This window comes from uncultured Mailhella sp., assembly GCF_905187505.1.
Classification (GTDB): Bacteria; Desulfobacterota; Desulfovibrionia; order Desulfovibrionales; family Desulfovibrionaceae; genus Mailhella.
Window position 1 is genome coordinate 1 of sequence record NZ_CAJJIC010000051.1, and the last position, 14,462, is coordinate 14,462.

11 protein-coding genes and 1 tRNA gene are annotated in these 14,462 nt (G+C 60.2%); 5 read left to right on the forward strand and 7 right to left on the reverse strand.

Annotated elements, in window-relative coordinates; translation table 11 throughout:
* Window positions 1-210 precede the first annotated feature (210 nt).
* The 3 genes from QZZ60_RS06345 (at window position 211) to QZZ60_RS06355 (ending at window position 3,542) form a co-directional block, all read left to right on the forward strand.
* Window positions 211-1,035, forward strand: a complete 825-nt coding sequence (locus QZZ60_RS06345) for an amidohydrolase family protein (RefSeq protein ID WP_295639415.1) — start codon at window positions 211-213, stop codon at window positions 1,033-1,035.
* A 75-nt stretch (window positions 1,036-1,110) separates the two neighbouring features.
* A complete protein-coding gene (locus QZZ60_RS06350; protein WP_295639418.1) occupies window positions 1,111-2,523 on the forward strand; it encodes an SLC13 family permease in 1,413 nt (470 codons plus the stop codon).
* A gap of 20 nt (window positions 2,524-2,543) precedes the next feature.
* Complete coding sequence (locus QZZ60_RS06355; protein ID WP_295639420.1) at window positions 2,544-3,542, forward strand: nitronate monooxygenase; 999 nt, start codon at window positions 2,544-2,546, stop codon at window positions 3,540-3,542.
* Between the two features lie 222 nt (window positions 3,543-3,764).
* Here QZZ60_RS06355 and QZZ60_RS06360 read toward each other — a convergent pair.
* A tRNA-Leu gene (locus QZZ60_RS06360) sits at window positions 3,765-3,849 on the reverse strand.
* A gap of 469 nt (window positions 3,850-4,318) precedes the next feature.
* Between QZZ60_RS06360 and QZZ60_RS06365 the strand changes: the two genes are divergently transcribed.
* Window positions 4,319-7,918: a DUF3626 domain-containing protein gene (locus tag QZZ60_RS06365; RefSeq protein WP_295639423.1), complete on the forward strand. Its 3,600-nt coding sequence runs from the start codon at window positions 4,319-4,321 to the stop codon at window positions 7,916-7,918.
* Between the two features lie 91 nt (window positions 7,919-8,009).
* Window positions 8,010-8,477, forward strand: coding sequence for a type III secretion system chaperone (locus tag QZZ60_RS06370; protein ID WP_295639426.1), 468 nt, complete (start codon window positions 8,010-8,012; stop codon window positions 8,475-8,477).
* A gap of 72 nt (window positions 8,478-8,549) precedes the next feature.
* On the opposite strand, the gene proB is transcribed toward QZZ60_RS06370, so the two are convergent.
* The 6 genes from proB to groL form a co-directional block, all read right to left on the reverse strand.
* Complete coding sequence (gene proB / locus QZZ60_RS06375) at window positions 8,550-9,695, reverse strand: glutamate 5-kinase (protein ID WP_295639429.1); 1,146 nt, start codon at window positions 9,693-9,695, stop codon at window positions 8,550-8,552.
* Window positions 9,692-10,795: a GTPase ObgE gene (gene obgE, locus QZZ60_RS06380; RefSeq protein WP_295639432.1), complete on the reverse strand. Its 1,104-nt coding sequence runs from the start codon at window positions 10,793-10,795 to the stop codon at window positions 9,692-9,694. The genes proB and obgE overlap by 4 nt, the downstream gene beginning before the upstream one ends.
* Before the next feature lie 297 nt (window positions 10,796-11,092).
* Window positions 11,093-11,368 carry a 50S ribosomal protein L27 gene (rpmA, locus tag QZZ60_RS06385; protein WP_294445406.1) on the reverse strand — a complete coding sequence of 92 codons (276 nt, stop codon included), beginning with the start codon at window positions 11,366-11,368 and terminating at the stop codon, window positions 11,093-11,095.
* 33 nt (window positions 11,369-11,401) lie between these two features.
* Window positions 11,402-11,710, reverse strand: coding sequence for a 50S ribosomal protein L21 (rplU, locus tag QZZ60_RS06390; RefSeq protein WP_295639435.1), 309 nt, complete (start codon window positions 11,708-11,710; stop codon window positions 11,402-11,404).
* 685 nt (window positions 11,711-12,395) lie between these two features.
* Window positions 12,396-12,809 (reverse strand): DUF1232 domain-containing protein, encoded by a 414-nt coding sequence (locus tag QZZ60_RS06395; RefSeq protein ID WP_295639438.1) that lies wholly within the window; start codon window positions 12,807-12,809, stop codon window positions 12,396-12,398.
* Between the two features lie 208 nt (window positions 12,810-13,017).
* Window positions 13,018-14,462 (reverse strand): chaperonin GroEL (groL, locus tag QZZ60_RS06400; RefSeq protein ID WP_295639440.1); only part of this gene is annotated, 1,445 nt, incomplete at its 5' end.

Here is a 14,462-nt window from a genome sequence, read left to right on the forward strand (position 1 = left end):
AGGGTGCAAATATTGTCCCTTTTGACACAGTTATTATATAATTCTTTTTATAACATATTGAAATACAAAATATAAACAATAAATGGCCCGCATTTTGCACCAGTGTTGACGTCATCGAGTCCATTCCCGCAACACCAACCAGAGAGGTTCATTATGCGTTATGGTATGAAGATTGCCGACATGCGCTGCCGTCCCCCGTTCAAAGGTTTCATGAACGAAGGCTATCCGTTCTGTCTGTTCGACAAGGAAAGCACCCTGCGCAAGGGCAATTTCCAAAGCGGCTGTCCCGACCTTTCCCGCACCATCGACTCGCGGAGCATGGAGGACTTCATTCAGGAAATGGACATTGCCGGCGTGGATCTGGCCGTAGCTCCCTACCGGGCGGCATGGGGCGATCCGTGCAATCACCGCGCCCCCACCGACAACGGTGAGCTGGTGGAACTCATGGAAAAATATCCCGGCCGCATCCTCGGCGTGCCCGGCATTTCCCCCATCTATCACACGCCGGATGAAATCGAGGCGCAGATCAACAAATACGTGGTCAACGGTCCGTGCCGTGGTGTAGCCGTAGAACCCGCCATAGACAAGCCGAACTGGCTGCTCAACGACAGGCGCGCCATGGTCATCTACGACATCTGCGCGGAACACGGCATACCGGTGCTCATAACCTTCCGGTCCATGTCCCTGGATCAGCTTGCCGCGCTGGAGGAAATATCTGGTCTCTACCGCAACAAGGTGAACTTCGTGCTCTGCCACGGCGGCGGTCCCCGCACGCTGGAAGTCATTGATCTCGCCTTCTGGAACGGCAATATCTACATCTCTCCTGACGGCACCATGCCGAACTCTCCTGCCGGCATGCTGCTGGCCAAGGCAGCAAATTACATGCTGCGTGACCGCATTCTCTTCGGCTCAGCCTTCCCCCGCTGCACCATGCAGTTTGCCGTGGACTACTGGCTGAACTGCGGCATCCGCGAAGAGGTACTGCCCGACATTCTGTACGGAAACGCGGCCCGACTGTTCGGCCTTACGGACTAGCTCTCCGGTTGTCCGTTACGCCCGGAACGGAACGGACAACCTTTCTTCTCTTCCGCTTTCTCGCGCGAGGTCTTCATGGCTACCAGTACCACCGACAGCAATCATGCCGTCCTCATCAAGTGGATCATCACGTTCGCTCTGGCCGCAGCCGTCACTCTCATTCCCACAAGCGGCTACTTCACGGAACAGATGCGTCTGTTCTTCTCCTTCACCGTCTTCTTCATTTCCATTCTTGCCTTCGAGCTGCTGCCGGTCGTGGCCGCGGCCATGCTGCTCAGCACTCTCTACATCGTGAGCGGTCTTGTTCCGGAATCCGTTGCCCTCAAGCCGTGGACGAACACCGTCATCTTCATGTCCCTCGGCGCCTTCATTCTGGCCAACGTCATGGAAGAGGTGGGGCTGCTCAAGCGAATAAGCATGTGGTGCATCTACAAGACCGGCGGTACCTATACCGGCGCGCTGTATGGCTTTCTCATCGCCGGCATCGTGCTTTCCATACTTACCTTCACCCGCGGCTACATCATCATTGCCACGCTGGCCTTCGGACTGTGCAAGGTGTTCGGCTATGAAAAGCCCTGCAAGGAATCGGCCATTATCATGATCGTCGCCGCCGTCGGAGCCTTCGGCTCCGCCACGTTCATCTACACCCCCGTGACCCTCGGTCTTCTGGAACAGGGGATGAAGCTCGTCCCAGGTCAGGAAGCCACCGTTCTTCCCTGGTACACCTGCATCATCTACAACTGGCCGCAGATATTCGCCGACTTCTTCTTCGTCTGGCTGCTGACAAAGATCTTCAAAACGAAATCCATCGTCACCAGGGGCAACGGCAGGGAATATTTCAGAGAAGAACTCAAGAAGCTCGGCCCGCTCACCTCGGAAGAAAAGCATATCTGCATCGTGGTATCCGTGCTGTTCCTCTATGTGCTTCTGCAGCCCGTGCACGGCTACTCGCTGAACTATGCCTTCATGGTACTTCCCTATCTGCTGTTCACGCCAGCCCTGCGTGCGGGAACGACCAAGTCCATCAGCCGGGTGAACATCAATGTTCTCGCGTTCATGGCTGCCTGCATGAGCATAGGCGTCGTGGGAATGCAGCTGGGATTCACGCCCTTCATCAAGGAATCCGTGCTTCCTCTGCTCTCCTCCCTGCATCCCGGCATGGTTCTCACCATCGTACTCATCGTCTGTGCGCTGGCCAACTTCATCCTCAGCGCCAGCGCCATGTTCGCCGCACTCAGCGCACCGCTCACGCAGATAGCCATTTCCCTCAACCTGCAGCCTGTCGTGGTCATGATGGCCATAGTCCTCGGCGCCGACATGTACTTTCTGCCCCACGAAGTCACCACGCTTGTCGTCATCTTCAGCTTCGGCATGATGACCATGCGCGACTTCATCATGCTCGCGAGCATCAAGAGTGCCGTCACATTCGTATCATTCCTCGTGCTTCAGCTGCCCTACTGGTACCTGATGGACTGGATCTTCAACTAAGCTTTTCAAAGGAGCATCTCATGGACAACAGACTCTGCCGCGCACTCGGCATAACAAAGCCCGTCATCCAGGGCCCCATGGCATGGATCAGCACAGCGCCCCTCGTTGCAGCGGTGGGAGAGGCGGGAGGCCTCGGCGTGCTCGGCACCGGCGCAGGTGTGCCGGACTTCATCCACGATCAGATTGCGAAGACAAGAGAGCTCACCGACCGGCCCTTCGCCATCAATCTCGGATTCCATCCCCGCTTCATATCCGACGAAAAGCTGAACGATCTCACCTCACTGCTTCATAAAGAAGGCGTCAGCCACATTCATCTGGACACGCTCTGCGACGAACAGCATCATCTTGATCCAAAGTTTGCGCGCAGACATTTTGAAAACTTCAAAAAGGCCGGGCTCATCATCATGGCCAAGGTGTTTACCGTGCAGGACGCCCTTACGGCCCAGGAAGCCGGCGCCGACGTGCTCATCGTGAAAGGCCGCGACGGCGGAGGTCATATCACGTTTCAGGGCACTCTTGCTTCAGTGCCGCAGATCGCGGATATTGCTTCCGTACCCGTGGCAGCCTCCGGCGGCATCGCCGACGGACGCGGCATGGCAGCCGCCCTCATGCTGGGAGCCTGCGGCATAGAAATGGGCACGGTGTTTCTCGCTTCGCAGGAGGCCGACATTCATCCCGAGTCCAAGGCAGCCATCGTCAACGCCGGAGACTTTGCCACTACGGAGGCAGGCTTTTCCACAGGAGAACCCTGCCGACAACTGAGAAACGCTCTTACCGAAAAAATTGCCGCCGTGGAAGCGACCTATCCCAGAAGCGAAGCCAAAGCAAAGGTCATTGCTCTTGCGGCCAACTCCTCCCGCCGGGGAATGCTGGAAGGAGACCATGAAAACGGCGCCATCATGGCCGGACAGAGCACGGGGCTCATCCGAAACGTCCGCCCTGTCCGAGAGATCATCGATTCCATACTGCACGACTGCCGGGCGCTGCTTGACAGCGCACCGAACATTCCCCTGAACTGAACCGTCCCCTGTCGTTCTCTTCCATGCCGGGAAAAGACGGCAGTTACGAACGTCTGGACACCGCATTCCAGACTTTTCCCTCCCCCGCGGAAGCACCGTCCCCTGTCTTCCGCGGGCTTTCTTCGCTTTTCACAACGGCCTGAAAACGCACAAAAGCCGTATGCTCTTTGCGAAATTAAACGAAAAAGCCGCAGACATATGTCTGCGGCTCTTACTTTCTGCTGGTGCCCAGGGGGAGACTCGAACTCCCACGCCATTCGGCGCTACCACCTCAAGATAGTGTGTCTACCAATTCCACCACCTGGGCACGAGCTGCAACTTATAGAAAATCGCAGGGACTGGCAAGCGTTTTTTTGCCGTTTTCGAAAAAAAAACTCGTTTTTCCCTCCATGTTCAGAAAAGGCAGACAGGCGCATGCCGGAAAAAGGCCGGAGCACAGGCCGAGCCAGACGCCGCAAAACATCTTCATCCCCCTCTTCTGCACAAAAACTTTTCTCCCGAAGGACCGGCCTCTTCCATCCGACGAAAAACGTCGCAGACATTCCGCCCCTCCCGCCGACTTCCTGCGGTCCCGCCGCCGGAAATCGGCCTCTTCCGTTCCGCGTCTTCCGACGATCTGTCATTTTCCTTCAGGCCGTCCGTTTTTGTGGACAAGCGCTTTTTGAGCGGATATTTTTTATCAAAGCGTTCCGCCGTGCCTGTTTTCGGCATTTCGGCATGAAACTTGCTAGATCATGAATGTTCCGCACTCATCGTTCCCTCAAGGAGGAGATATCATGCCCCGCATACAGCCCGACCAGATATTGCACAGTCAGCTCGAAGCCCGCGGCATTACGGAAAAAACCGGCGTTTTCGGCAAGCACAGGGTGCAGCTCGGCAAGGGTGAACCCATTCGGCTGGACAGCATAAAGGCCAACAAAGTTCCCTTCCAGGGGTTCACGACTGCCACAAAAATTGTCAGAGGCAGGGAAGGTCTCACGAAGACCGCCAACGAAGCGCTTCAGGTGCTCAAGGAGCCCGGGACGCTGAAGGCCAGGGATCTTCTCGGCTGCCTCAAGGCTGCGCAGGAATTCATGACGAGGCTCGACAAGCTTGGTCAGCTCTCGCCTCAGCAGAAGGAAAGCCCCCTGTGGGCCTTTGCGCCCGCCGTGGAAAACCTGAGCAACGCGGAACTGGCCGCCGTGTATCAGGCCTTCAATTCGGCAGACATGGACCTTCTGCAAAGCGCGCTCATGAGAGAAGGACAAATCAACGCCAAAGCCGGAGACGCCCGCAGCGCCGCCTCGCTGCTGTTCGACCTTCAGGCGCTCGTTCTCAAGGAAGTAAGCAACCGCACCGTGCGCGGCATGGTGGACGACCTTGTGGCCGCGCATCCTGAAGACGCCTCGCTCACGGCCCTCAGAATGCCGCCGCGCCTCAGCGAGGAATACGGCGCTCAGGGCGCGGCCATAGCCCCGGCGCAGCCTCACGACATCACGCCCGCCAACCTGCGCACGCTCGTGGAAACCGCAGCCGAAAGCGCCACGACGCGAGAAAAGACGGCCGCCGGGGAAACAGAAGCGCTCCGCCGCCGCGATCTTCCTTCCGTATCCGTGAAGGAGATGGCCGACATTCTGCGCAGCGCGGAACTCACCATCAACGTCGACGTGGACGTGCTTCTGAGCGAGAGCGGCATCATGGCGCATCCCGACGAGCCGATGAAGAACATCTTTCATCTGGCCGCAGAAGAAACGCTCATCAAGGGCGAAGGCTACCTCGCCCGCCGTGACGCCGCGGAACGGCTGCTCTTCCCCGAGCTCGAAGGACACGCCGTGCAGGCCGACGAGCGTCCCGTGTACGGCGCGCTCAACGTGCAGGGCCGCAGAATAGGCGCCGTATCCGCAGGCGCAGGCTACGGATCGGCGGCCATAGTGCTGAAGGACGACGTGGCAAGGCGCGCGACCTACATTGCCGAAGACACGTTCTATGCCCCCGTGGTCAACATGTCGCAGGAACGCCGCGCGGACTTCTACGCGCTTCTGGACGGCGCGGGACTCCCGGCAGAATTCACCACGGCCTGCCGCGACGTAAACTCCGCCGAACACAAGGCGCTGGAAAACTGGTTCGACAGCATCGCCAAGGTGCCGGACGCCCGCGCGTCCGCTTTCATCGCCCTGCCCTCGGACATCAGACTCACCGACCTGGACCAGGAGTCTCACTTCAAGGCTCTGCTCCTGAACTGCTTCGGCGACCGCGCCGCCACGCGCAGTCTTCTGGCCACACACGACAATCTCGAAGCGCTCATTCCCCACATGAGCACTTTCGACGGCAACGCGCTCGCTCTGGCCGCCATGAAGAACGCCGACGGCAGTCACCCCCGCGTGCATCTGACCGGCGCGCAGTACATAGAAGCGCAGATACAGGGCCCTCTCATTCCTTCCCGTGACATTGCCGAGATACGCATCGACATCAACGACGTACCGGAAGAGAACCTCGAGGAGCTGAGGGCCCGCATGGCCGCCTTTGAGGAGCGCACGGGCATTCATGTGAACCTCATCAAAAACTTCGACCTCGGCAGGGAAGTGGAAGGCATCAACAGGCTGCACCAGGAAGAAAAGGTATTCCAGGCCAGTCATCTGGACAGGGAGCGCATTGACGCCGAAGCCGAAGCCGTGCTCACAGATCTTCCCGGACACATCGCAAAACTCATCGAATCCGAACAGATAGGCGACAATCTTGCTCCGGGAACGCTCCGTCTTGAAGGCAACGCCCTCGCCAGTCTGGCCGGAAAGTTCATGCAGACCATCCAGGCTGACATGAAGAACCTGGGTCAGGCAAGCCTGGAACCGCAAAGTCTGGTCCGGCAGGCCTTCCAGAAGGCGGCAAAGCCCATGCTGCAGCAGAAGGCCGCACTTCTGACCGAACTTGAGCGTCTTCCCTTTGCCACGCAGGCGCAGAAGGACGCCTTCGCCTTCTGGGTATGCAGCGCAAGGGTGCTGCGTTCGCCGGAAGAGCTGCGCATCATCCACACCCATGCCACGGCGCAGGCCAATGTGCTGCGCGGACTCATGAACGCCGGCGCCGCGCCTTCCCCGGAAGATGTCTTCCGAAGCATCGGCGCGCTCATGCAGAGAGCTTCCGACGATCTCAACGGCTTCATCCAGAACCTCGGCGACGCCGACTTCGGCGCGGACGACAAGGCCGCCGAACTCGACCGCATTTCCTTCATGTCTCTGGCCATGCTCGAAAACGGCTCTCCCGCCGTGGACAGGCAGGCCATGCAGCGTCTTCAGTCCCGGCTGAACTCTCCCGAGCAGCTGAGCTTCATGGGTCAGCTCTTTCAGGTCGGTCACCGCTCCGGAGACGAAGCGCTGGCGGATGCTGCGGACTTCGGCGTGATGAGCTCAACGCTCCTGCTCATGCAGCGCAACGCCGTCAACGCCTCAAGAGTGGCCGGCGCCGATCTCAAGGACGTGCCAACCTTCACGGCCGAGCTGTCGCTGATTCCGCAGTCCACCCGTGAGGCCCTGCGCGAGGTGGCCCCGCAGACCGCCGCCGTTCTCGACCGGACGCATCCCGGCTATCCGGCCTTCCCCGCCGCAGCCATGCCTGCGGCCATGCCCGCAGACGGACGGGCGAGAAGAAATTTCCTCATAGCCAATCTCGACGCCTACATGAACCATGAACAGACCTTCGAGCGCGGCACCTCGGTGCACGGCCGCGGCCACATCGCCCGCGCGTTCATTTTCGCCTCGGTCATGTGCTCCATGCTGGAGGAACAGGGCGTGCCCATGGACCGCAACGCCGTTTTGTGCGGCATTACGGGGCACGACCTCGGCAGGCAGGGCGGCGGCACCGACCGCTGGGAAGACAGAAGCGCCAACATGACCGTGGACGCCATGAAGGCCGCCTTCGGCAACGCCACTCTGGGCGCGGACTACGAGCAGGCCGTGAGGGACAGCATAGACGCCCACCGCGGGCAGACGCTGGAAGCCATGCTGCTCAACGCCGCCGACTCTCTGGACATAGGCCGCACGCAGGAATTCAATCCCGAGCGCTTCGCCTTCCTGCACGGCAAGGAGGGCGAGAAGCCCACGAAAAGCGCGGAGGACATACGCAGAGAGCTTGCCGTGGAGGCCGACAGGCTTCAGCGTCTCACCAATCCGCTCTGCAAGTCCCGCAACGTGCTGGACAAGCTCGTGCAGACTGCGGCCACCGCTCCCGCGCCCCTAGCCGAAAGGTGCATGCAGGACAGGCGGGATATGCTCGACGCCATACGGGAAGATTTCGCCAGGGAATGGAACAAGGATGCAGACACCTTCATGAGCGGCATCGAAAAGGTGATCGCCGATCATGCAGACCTCTTCCCCCTGCTTTCCAAGTATTACAGACCGTAACGCTTGACCGGGGGAAGGAGCCAGGCTTCTTCCCCCTTGAAGACCGACCCGAAATTAAAGCAGGAGCCCACGCTCATCAAGGAGTTTGGCCATGGAATGGAACACCGCGCTGGAGAGCTTCGGGCGCTCTCTGGGCATCGATGATCTTGTCCCCGACGCCGACGGCAGCTGCTCGCTGCTTTTCGACGGCGAAAACGAAGTCACCTTCACCCACGACAAGGAAGACCACGCGCTCTTCATGTACTCTGAAATAGGCGACGCCTCCGACCTTTCCGGGAAGGCCTGTCTCGCGCTGCTCGAAGATTCGCTTCTCGGCGCAAAGACCGGCGGCGCGGCGCTTTCCGTCCACGGCGCGCTCGGCCGCGTCGTGCTCTGGAAAAGATTCGACGAGAGCGCCCTCACCCCCGACATTCTGAGCCTTGTCGTCAACGACTTTCTCGCACAGGTCCAGACATGGAAAAAAAGACTGACCGAACTTTGCACCGCGCCCGGCGCGGCTGAAGCGCCGTCGGAAGGATCGTCTCTCGATGCCATGACCAACTTCGGCTTGTTCGTCTGAGAGCCGAAAGATTAAAACGGCAGGGCCGGATCTGCGCGAGGCAGTCCGGCCCTTGTCTAAAAAAACGTGCGTCTACACCGCCGCATTGATGAGCAGATTGTCCCTGTGGATGACTTCGGGATAGTGGGCGTCGCCGAGAACGGCGGCCACTTCCACACGACGCAGCCCCTTGATGCGCTCAAGCTCCTCGGAAGAGTAGTTGGTGAGCCCCACGCCTATGTGATGCTCCCCGCACACGACGCGCACGAGGGCCCCGGGCTCGAAGGAGCCTTCCACGGCCGTCACGCCGCCGGGAAGCAGGCTTCCGCCCTTCTCCTCCAGTGCGCGGGCCGCGCCTTCATCCACCACGACGGTGCCCTGCGGCTCGGACTGATAGGCCATCCAGTACTTGCGCCGGGACACGGCCTGTTCCGCCGGGCATACCCATGTTCCCACATGCTCTCCGGCAAAGGCGCGGTCGAGAATGTCGGGACGACGCCCGGGCAGAATCAGCGTAGGAACGCCGAGCTGGGACGCACGACGGGCGGCCATGAGCTTGGAACGCATGCCGCCGGTGCCCACGCTGGTCTTGGCGCCGCAAAGCGACTCTATGTCCAGGGAGGCAATGTCCTCAATGCTGTCGAGACAGGGAACGACTGCACCGGGGACCGCCTTTTCGGGGTTGACCGCCAGCACGCCGTCCGCACTCGTGAGATTGATGTAGAGATCACCTTCCACCAGATTGAGCAGAAGACTGGCAAGCTGGTCGTTGTCGCCGAACTTGAGTTCCTGCACGGCCACGGTGTCGTTCTCGTTGACGATGGGGACGACGCCCCAGTCGAGCAGGTTCATGAAGGTGTTGCGGGCGTTGAGAAAACGGGTACGGCTGCGCAGATCGTCCCTCGTGAGCAGCACCTGAGCGCACAGAAGCCCCTGCGAGGCAAAGGCGTGCTCATACTCGCGCATGAGACAGCCCTGACCTATGGCAGCAAGCGCCTGCTTGCCGGAAAGTCCCACCACGCTGCGGCCGCGGTCGGGCAGAGCCGTTCTTCCGGCCGCCACCGCGCCGGAACTGACCAGACAGACACGCCTGCCCTGGCGGGACAGACGGGCCAGCTGCTCCACAAGATTGTACAGCACGGAAAGGTGCAGGCCGTCGGCCGTGGTGAGCACGGCGCTTCCCACCTTCACCACAAGGGTATGCGCCGTTTTCAGCGTCTTTTCACGGGTATTCATCATTCACGCGTCCATATCACTTCGATGTCGGGGAACTCTTCATCCACCACCACTTCCTCCTGATAATGGACGAAGGGGTCATTGAAGTCCAGTTCGTCGCGCAGCTTCCACATGCGCGCCACGAGCTCTTCGAGGCCTATGTTCTCGCGGGCGGAAATGAACACGATGTCGCGTCCGTCGGCCTTCGCTCTGGCCTTTACGGCCTCAAGCTCCTCCGGCGTGCGCAGATCTATCTTGTTCACGACTTCTATCTGACGGCGCAGCGCCAGTTCCGGATCGAAACGGGACAGCTCCTCGTTGATGAGATCAAAGCCTTCCCAGGGATTCTCCGACTCGAGGTTCACGTCCTCGATGCTGAGAATGTGCACGAGAAAGCGCGTGCGCTCCACATGACGCAGAAAGCGGTCGCCGAGGCCCTGACCGGCGTGTGCGCCCTCGATAAGACCGGGAATGTCGGCAATGACCATGCGTCTGTCGGGATCGCAGTCGTCGATGAGCACGCCGAGATTGGGGGTCAGCGTGGTGAAGGGATAATCCGCAATCTTGGGACGGGCCGCGGACACGCGCGACAGGAAGGTGGACTTTCCGGCATTGGGCAGACCGAGAAGGCCGGCGTCGGCCAGAATCTTGAGTTCCAGCCGGAAGGAGCGCTCTTCGCCGGGTTCGCCCTTCTGTGCGAAGCGAGGCGCGCGCATGGTGGAGGACTTGAAATGTTCGTTGCCCTTGCCGCCGCGGCCGCCCGCCGCAAGAAGCACCAGCTTGTCGGGATCGGAAATGTCGGCAAAGAGCTCTTCGCCTTCGCCGGTGCGCTCATAAAGCTGGGTTCCGGCAGGAAGCTCGATGATGAGGTCCTCGCCCTTGTGTCCGTCGCACTGACTGCCCATGCCGCCCTGACCGTTCTCGGCCTCATAAATGCGCTTCAGGCGGAAGTCGTACAGACTGTACAGTCTGGTGGAAGCGCGGGCGTACACGTTGCCGCCGTCGCCGCCGTTGCCCCCGTCGGGGCCGCCCTTGGCCACGAACTTTTCACGGCGGAAGGAAACGCAGCCGTTTCCTCCCTTGCCGGCCTTTACCTGAATGGTGGCTTCATCCACAAATTTCATATGCTTTCCTCACGATTGGGACGCGACGCCGCCGACGGCCGCGAAAGGACTCCGTCTGCCGCCGGTGGCGCGGCGACCGCCCTGCTTCCAGAGAAAGCGGCATCCTGCCGCGCGAAGCAGAAAGCGGCCTTACCGCCGCGGACGCTCCGGCAGAAACGGCACGCGTCGGATTCAGAGAGGGGATGCCGCCGGGCAAGCCGCCGTATGCGGCAAAAGGCCTGCTTCCCCGAAAAATGACACAAAGGGCGAGAAGAGCCATGGCCCTTCTCGCCCCAACAAATCATGCCGTAAGCGCAGTTACGCCGCGGCTTCCGCGGGCACGATGCTCACGCGCTTGTGCACGCGACGCTTGCGGAGGAACTTTTCAAACTTCACCACGCCGTCGCACTTGGCGAAAAGGGTGTAGTCGCGGCCCATGCCGACATTGGCGCCGGGATAGACCACGGTGCCGAGCTGACGAACGATGATGTTGCCGGCAAGAACATGCTGGCCGCCGAAGCGCTTCACGCCTCTGCGCTGACCTTCACTGTCACGACCGTTGCGGGAGCTGCCGCCTGCTTTTTTATGTGCCATGATGAAACTCCTTGGAAAATAGCGGTACGCCCGTTAGGCGACGATACCGGTAACAGTAAGAACGGTGTATTCCTGACGATGGCCCTGGGTGCGGCGTTCAGCCTTGCGGCGCTTGTGCTTGAACACCACGACCTTGTCGCCGAGGATGTGATCAACGACCTTGGCGGTCACCTTGGCGCCTTCCACGACGGGGGTGCCGATCTTGGTGTTTTCGCCGCCGATCATGAGCACGCGGTCGAGGGACACTTCGCTGTCCTTTTCAGCGTTCATGAGGTCGACAACCACCTTGTTGCCTTCCTGAACGCGGTACTGCTTGCCGAGCACTTCAACAATAGCGTACATTAAAACCTCCGAAAAACGGGTCAGAAATGAAGCCTGCTTCCCATATTACAGGTAAACCGGCGAACCGGAAGCCGCCATGCGGCGCACACTCCCTGTATGATGCTGGCAGGCATGATGACCTGTTCCCGTCGGTCGGTGCAGGTGCGTCTTCCCGAAAGAAGACGACTTTTTCCATTACAGGCAAGTGCTGTGCATGTCCATGCGGACATACGAAGGACGTACATATCCCGTTTTCCCGGAAATGGCAAGTCTTTTTCTCCGCCACGGAAAATTTTCCGAACGGAGAAGTCCGGTCAGCCCTTCAGAGACAGGCCGTCCGGGACTCGGGACGGAAAGCTTTCCTCCCGCCTTCGACGTCCGCCTCCCCAAGACCTGTTTTCCCTTTGGACTTTCCAAAGGACAGAGCCCCTGCGGGTGCTTCCGTGCACATTCCGACCTCTTCCATACGTTCTCCGGAAGGGGCGGCAGAGCACGCGGAAGCGGTCGCAACACGTCTCCGCTCCGACGGAAGAGCACGGCGACGTCTGGAATTCACGACAAATCCCCGAAGAGCCTCTGACTCAGTTCCGCCCGGGGGACAAGACTGCCTTTTCCCCGCTTCCATGAAGCGGGGACGGCATCCAGGCAGATCCCCGGCTTGCCCCCTGTCCCGACTTCCGAACCTTCAGCGGCACCATGGGACGCGCTATTTTTTCCCGAGGACCTTTTCCGCCCTGCCGAGCCAGCGATCAAGCGCGGCATCGGCCTTTGCCCGGACTTCGTCGTCCACGTACATGGCCACGGCGGCAAGGGCAGCGGCCAGAATGCCTATGTCGTCGGTGAATCCGAGTACGGGAACGATATCGGGAATGACATCGACGGGAAGAATGAAATACCCCAGAGCTCCTAAAATGATGGCCCGCGTCTTTCCCGGCAGATCCTTGCGCTGAAGCGTATAATAAAGGATGAGCGCCGAACGGAGCCCCTCCTTTCCTATGGTTCCGGCAAAGCGCAGCAGCTTGGAATGAAAGGCCTCATCGGAGTACGCCTTCCGGTACGTTCCGTTCACCAGAATTTCCGGCTCCACGACTCTGCGGCCTTCGTCGTCATATTCCGTCATGACATTCTCCTTTAGGAAATGCGCAGTCCGTTCCAGCTCCGGCGCGGGAGCAGAAAAACGCGACCTCAGCGCATCATGTCGGCCGTGCCTTTCATGCCTCGGCGTCAGGCCGTCGAGCCCGACGACGGACATGAAAAAAGGGGAGCCGCAAAGACGGTTCCCCTTTTTTCTATCAGGCGCGGCGGGCAGAAGCCCGCCGTGGCATTTCTTAGTACATGCCGCCCATGCCGCCCATGCCGGGCGCAGCGGGAGCAGCGGGCTCGGGCTTGGGCAGTTCAGCAATGGCGCATTCGGTGGTCAGCAGGAGAGCGGCCACGGAAGAAGCATGCTGCAGAGCGAAGCGGGAAACCTGCTTGGGGTCGATAATGCCGGCGGCCATGAGGTCTTCGTATTCGCCGGTGGCGGCGTTGAAGCCGAAGCCGTCCTTGCCTTCGCGGACCTTTTCAACGACCACGGAGCCTTCGAAGCCGGCGTTGGCGGCAATCTGACGAAGAGGTTCTTCCACGGCGCGACGGACGATGTTCACACCGGCCATTTCTTCCTCGGAAGCCTCGATGTCGTCGAGAGCAGGCAGGCAGCGGATGTAGGCGGTGCCGCCGCCAGGCACGATGCCTTCGGCAACGGCGGCGCGGGTAGCGTTGAGGGCGTCCTCGACGCGGTCCTTCTTTTCCTTCATTTCGGTTTCGGTAGCAGCGCCGACCTTGATCACAGCCACGCCGCCGACCAGCTTGGCCAGACGTTCCTGCAGCTTTTCACGGTCGTAGTCGGAGGTAGCTTCGCCGATCTGAGCGCGGATCTGAGCGACGCGGGCCTTGATGTCGGCAGACTGACCGGCACCGTCGACGATGGTGGTGTTGTCCTTGTCGATGTGCACGCGCTTGGCGGTGCCGAGGTTGGCCAGAGTGAAGTTTTCGAGCTTGACGCCCATTTCATCGGAAGCCACGGTGCCGCCGGTAAGAATGGCGATATCCTGCAGCATGGCCTTGCGGCGATCACCAAAGCCGGGAGCCTTGACGGCGGCAACCTGAAGAGTGCCGCGCAGCTTGTTCACCACGAGGGTGGCCAGAGCTTCGCCTTCCACGTCTTCGGCGATGATGAGCAGAGGACGGTTCATCTTGGCGACCTGTTCGAGGACAGGCAGCATTTCCTTCATGCCGGTGATCTTCTTTTCCTGAAGCAGGATGAAGGGATTCTCAAGATCGCACACCAGCTTTTCGGGATCGGTCACGAAATAGGGGGACAGGTAGCCGCGGTCGAACTGCATGCCTTCCACGGTTTCGAGGGTGGTTTCGAGGCCCTTGGCTTCTTCAACGGTGATGACGCCTTCCTTGCCGACCTTGCTCATGGCTTCGGCAATGATGTTGCCGATGGTGGCGTCGGAGTTGGCGGAAATGGTGCCGACCTGAGCGATTTCCTTCTGGTCGCGGGTGGGCTTGGCAATGTTGCCGAGCTCAGCGGTGATGGCGGCCACGGCCTTGTCGATGCCGCGCTTGATGGGCATGGGGTTGCGGCCGGCGGCCACGAGCTTCACGCCTTCATGATAAATGGCCTGAGCCAGAACGGTGGCGGTGGTGGTACCGTCGCCGGCGGCGTCGTTGGTCTTGGAGGCCACTTCGCGGACGAGCTGAGCGCCCATGTTCTCGAACTTGTCTT

What these genes read in the sequence shown, in the direction of transcription:
- QZZ60_RS06345 (WP_295639415.1), top strand. Translation starts at nt 211, where the DNA reads ATGAACGAAGGCTATCCGTTCTGTCTGTTCGACAAGGAAAGCACCCTG.
- QZZ60_RS06350 (WP_295639418.1), top strand. Translation starts at nt 1,111, where the DNA reads ATGGCTACCAGTACCACCGACAGCAATCATGCCGTCCTCATCAAGTGG.
- QZZ60_RS06355 (WP_295639420.1), top strand. Translation starts at nt 2,544, where the DNA reads ATGGACAACAGACTCTGCCGCGCACTCGGCATAACAAAGCCCGTCATC.
- QZZ60_RS06365 (WP_295639423.1), top strand. Translation starts at nt 4,319, where the DNA reads ATGCCCCGCATACAGCCCGACCAGATATTGCACAGTCAGCTCGAAGCC.
- QZZ60_RS06370 (WP_295639426.1), top strand. Translation starts at nt 8,010, where the DNA reads ATGGAATGGAACACCGCGCTGGAGAGCTTCGGGCGCTCTCTGGGCATC.
- proB (WP_295639429.1), bottom strand. Translation starts at nt 9,695, where the DNA reads ATGATGAATACCCGTGAAAAGACGCTGAAAACGGCGCATACCCTTGTG.
- obgE (WP_295639432.1), bottom strand. Translation starts at nt 10,795, where the DNA reads ATGAAATTTGTGGATGAAGCCACCATTCAGGTAAAGGCCGGCAAGGGA.
- rpmA (WP_294445406.1), bottom strand. Translation starts at nt 11,368, where the DNA reads ATGGCACATAAAAAAGCAGGCGGCAGCTCCCGCAACGGTCGTGACAGT.
- rplU (WP_295639435.1), bottom strand. Translation starts at nt 11,710, where the DNA reads ATGTACGCTATTGTTGAAGTGCTCGGCAAGCAGTACCGCGTTCAGGAA.
- QZZ60_RS06395 (WP_295639438.1), bottom strand. Translation starts at nt 12,809, where the DNA reads ATGACGGAATATGACGACGAAGGCCGCAGAGTCGTGGAGCCGGAAATT.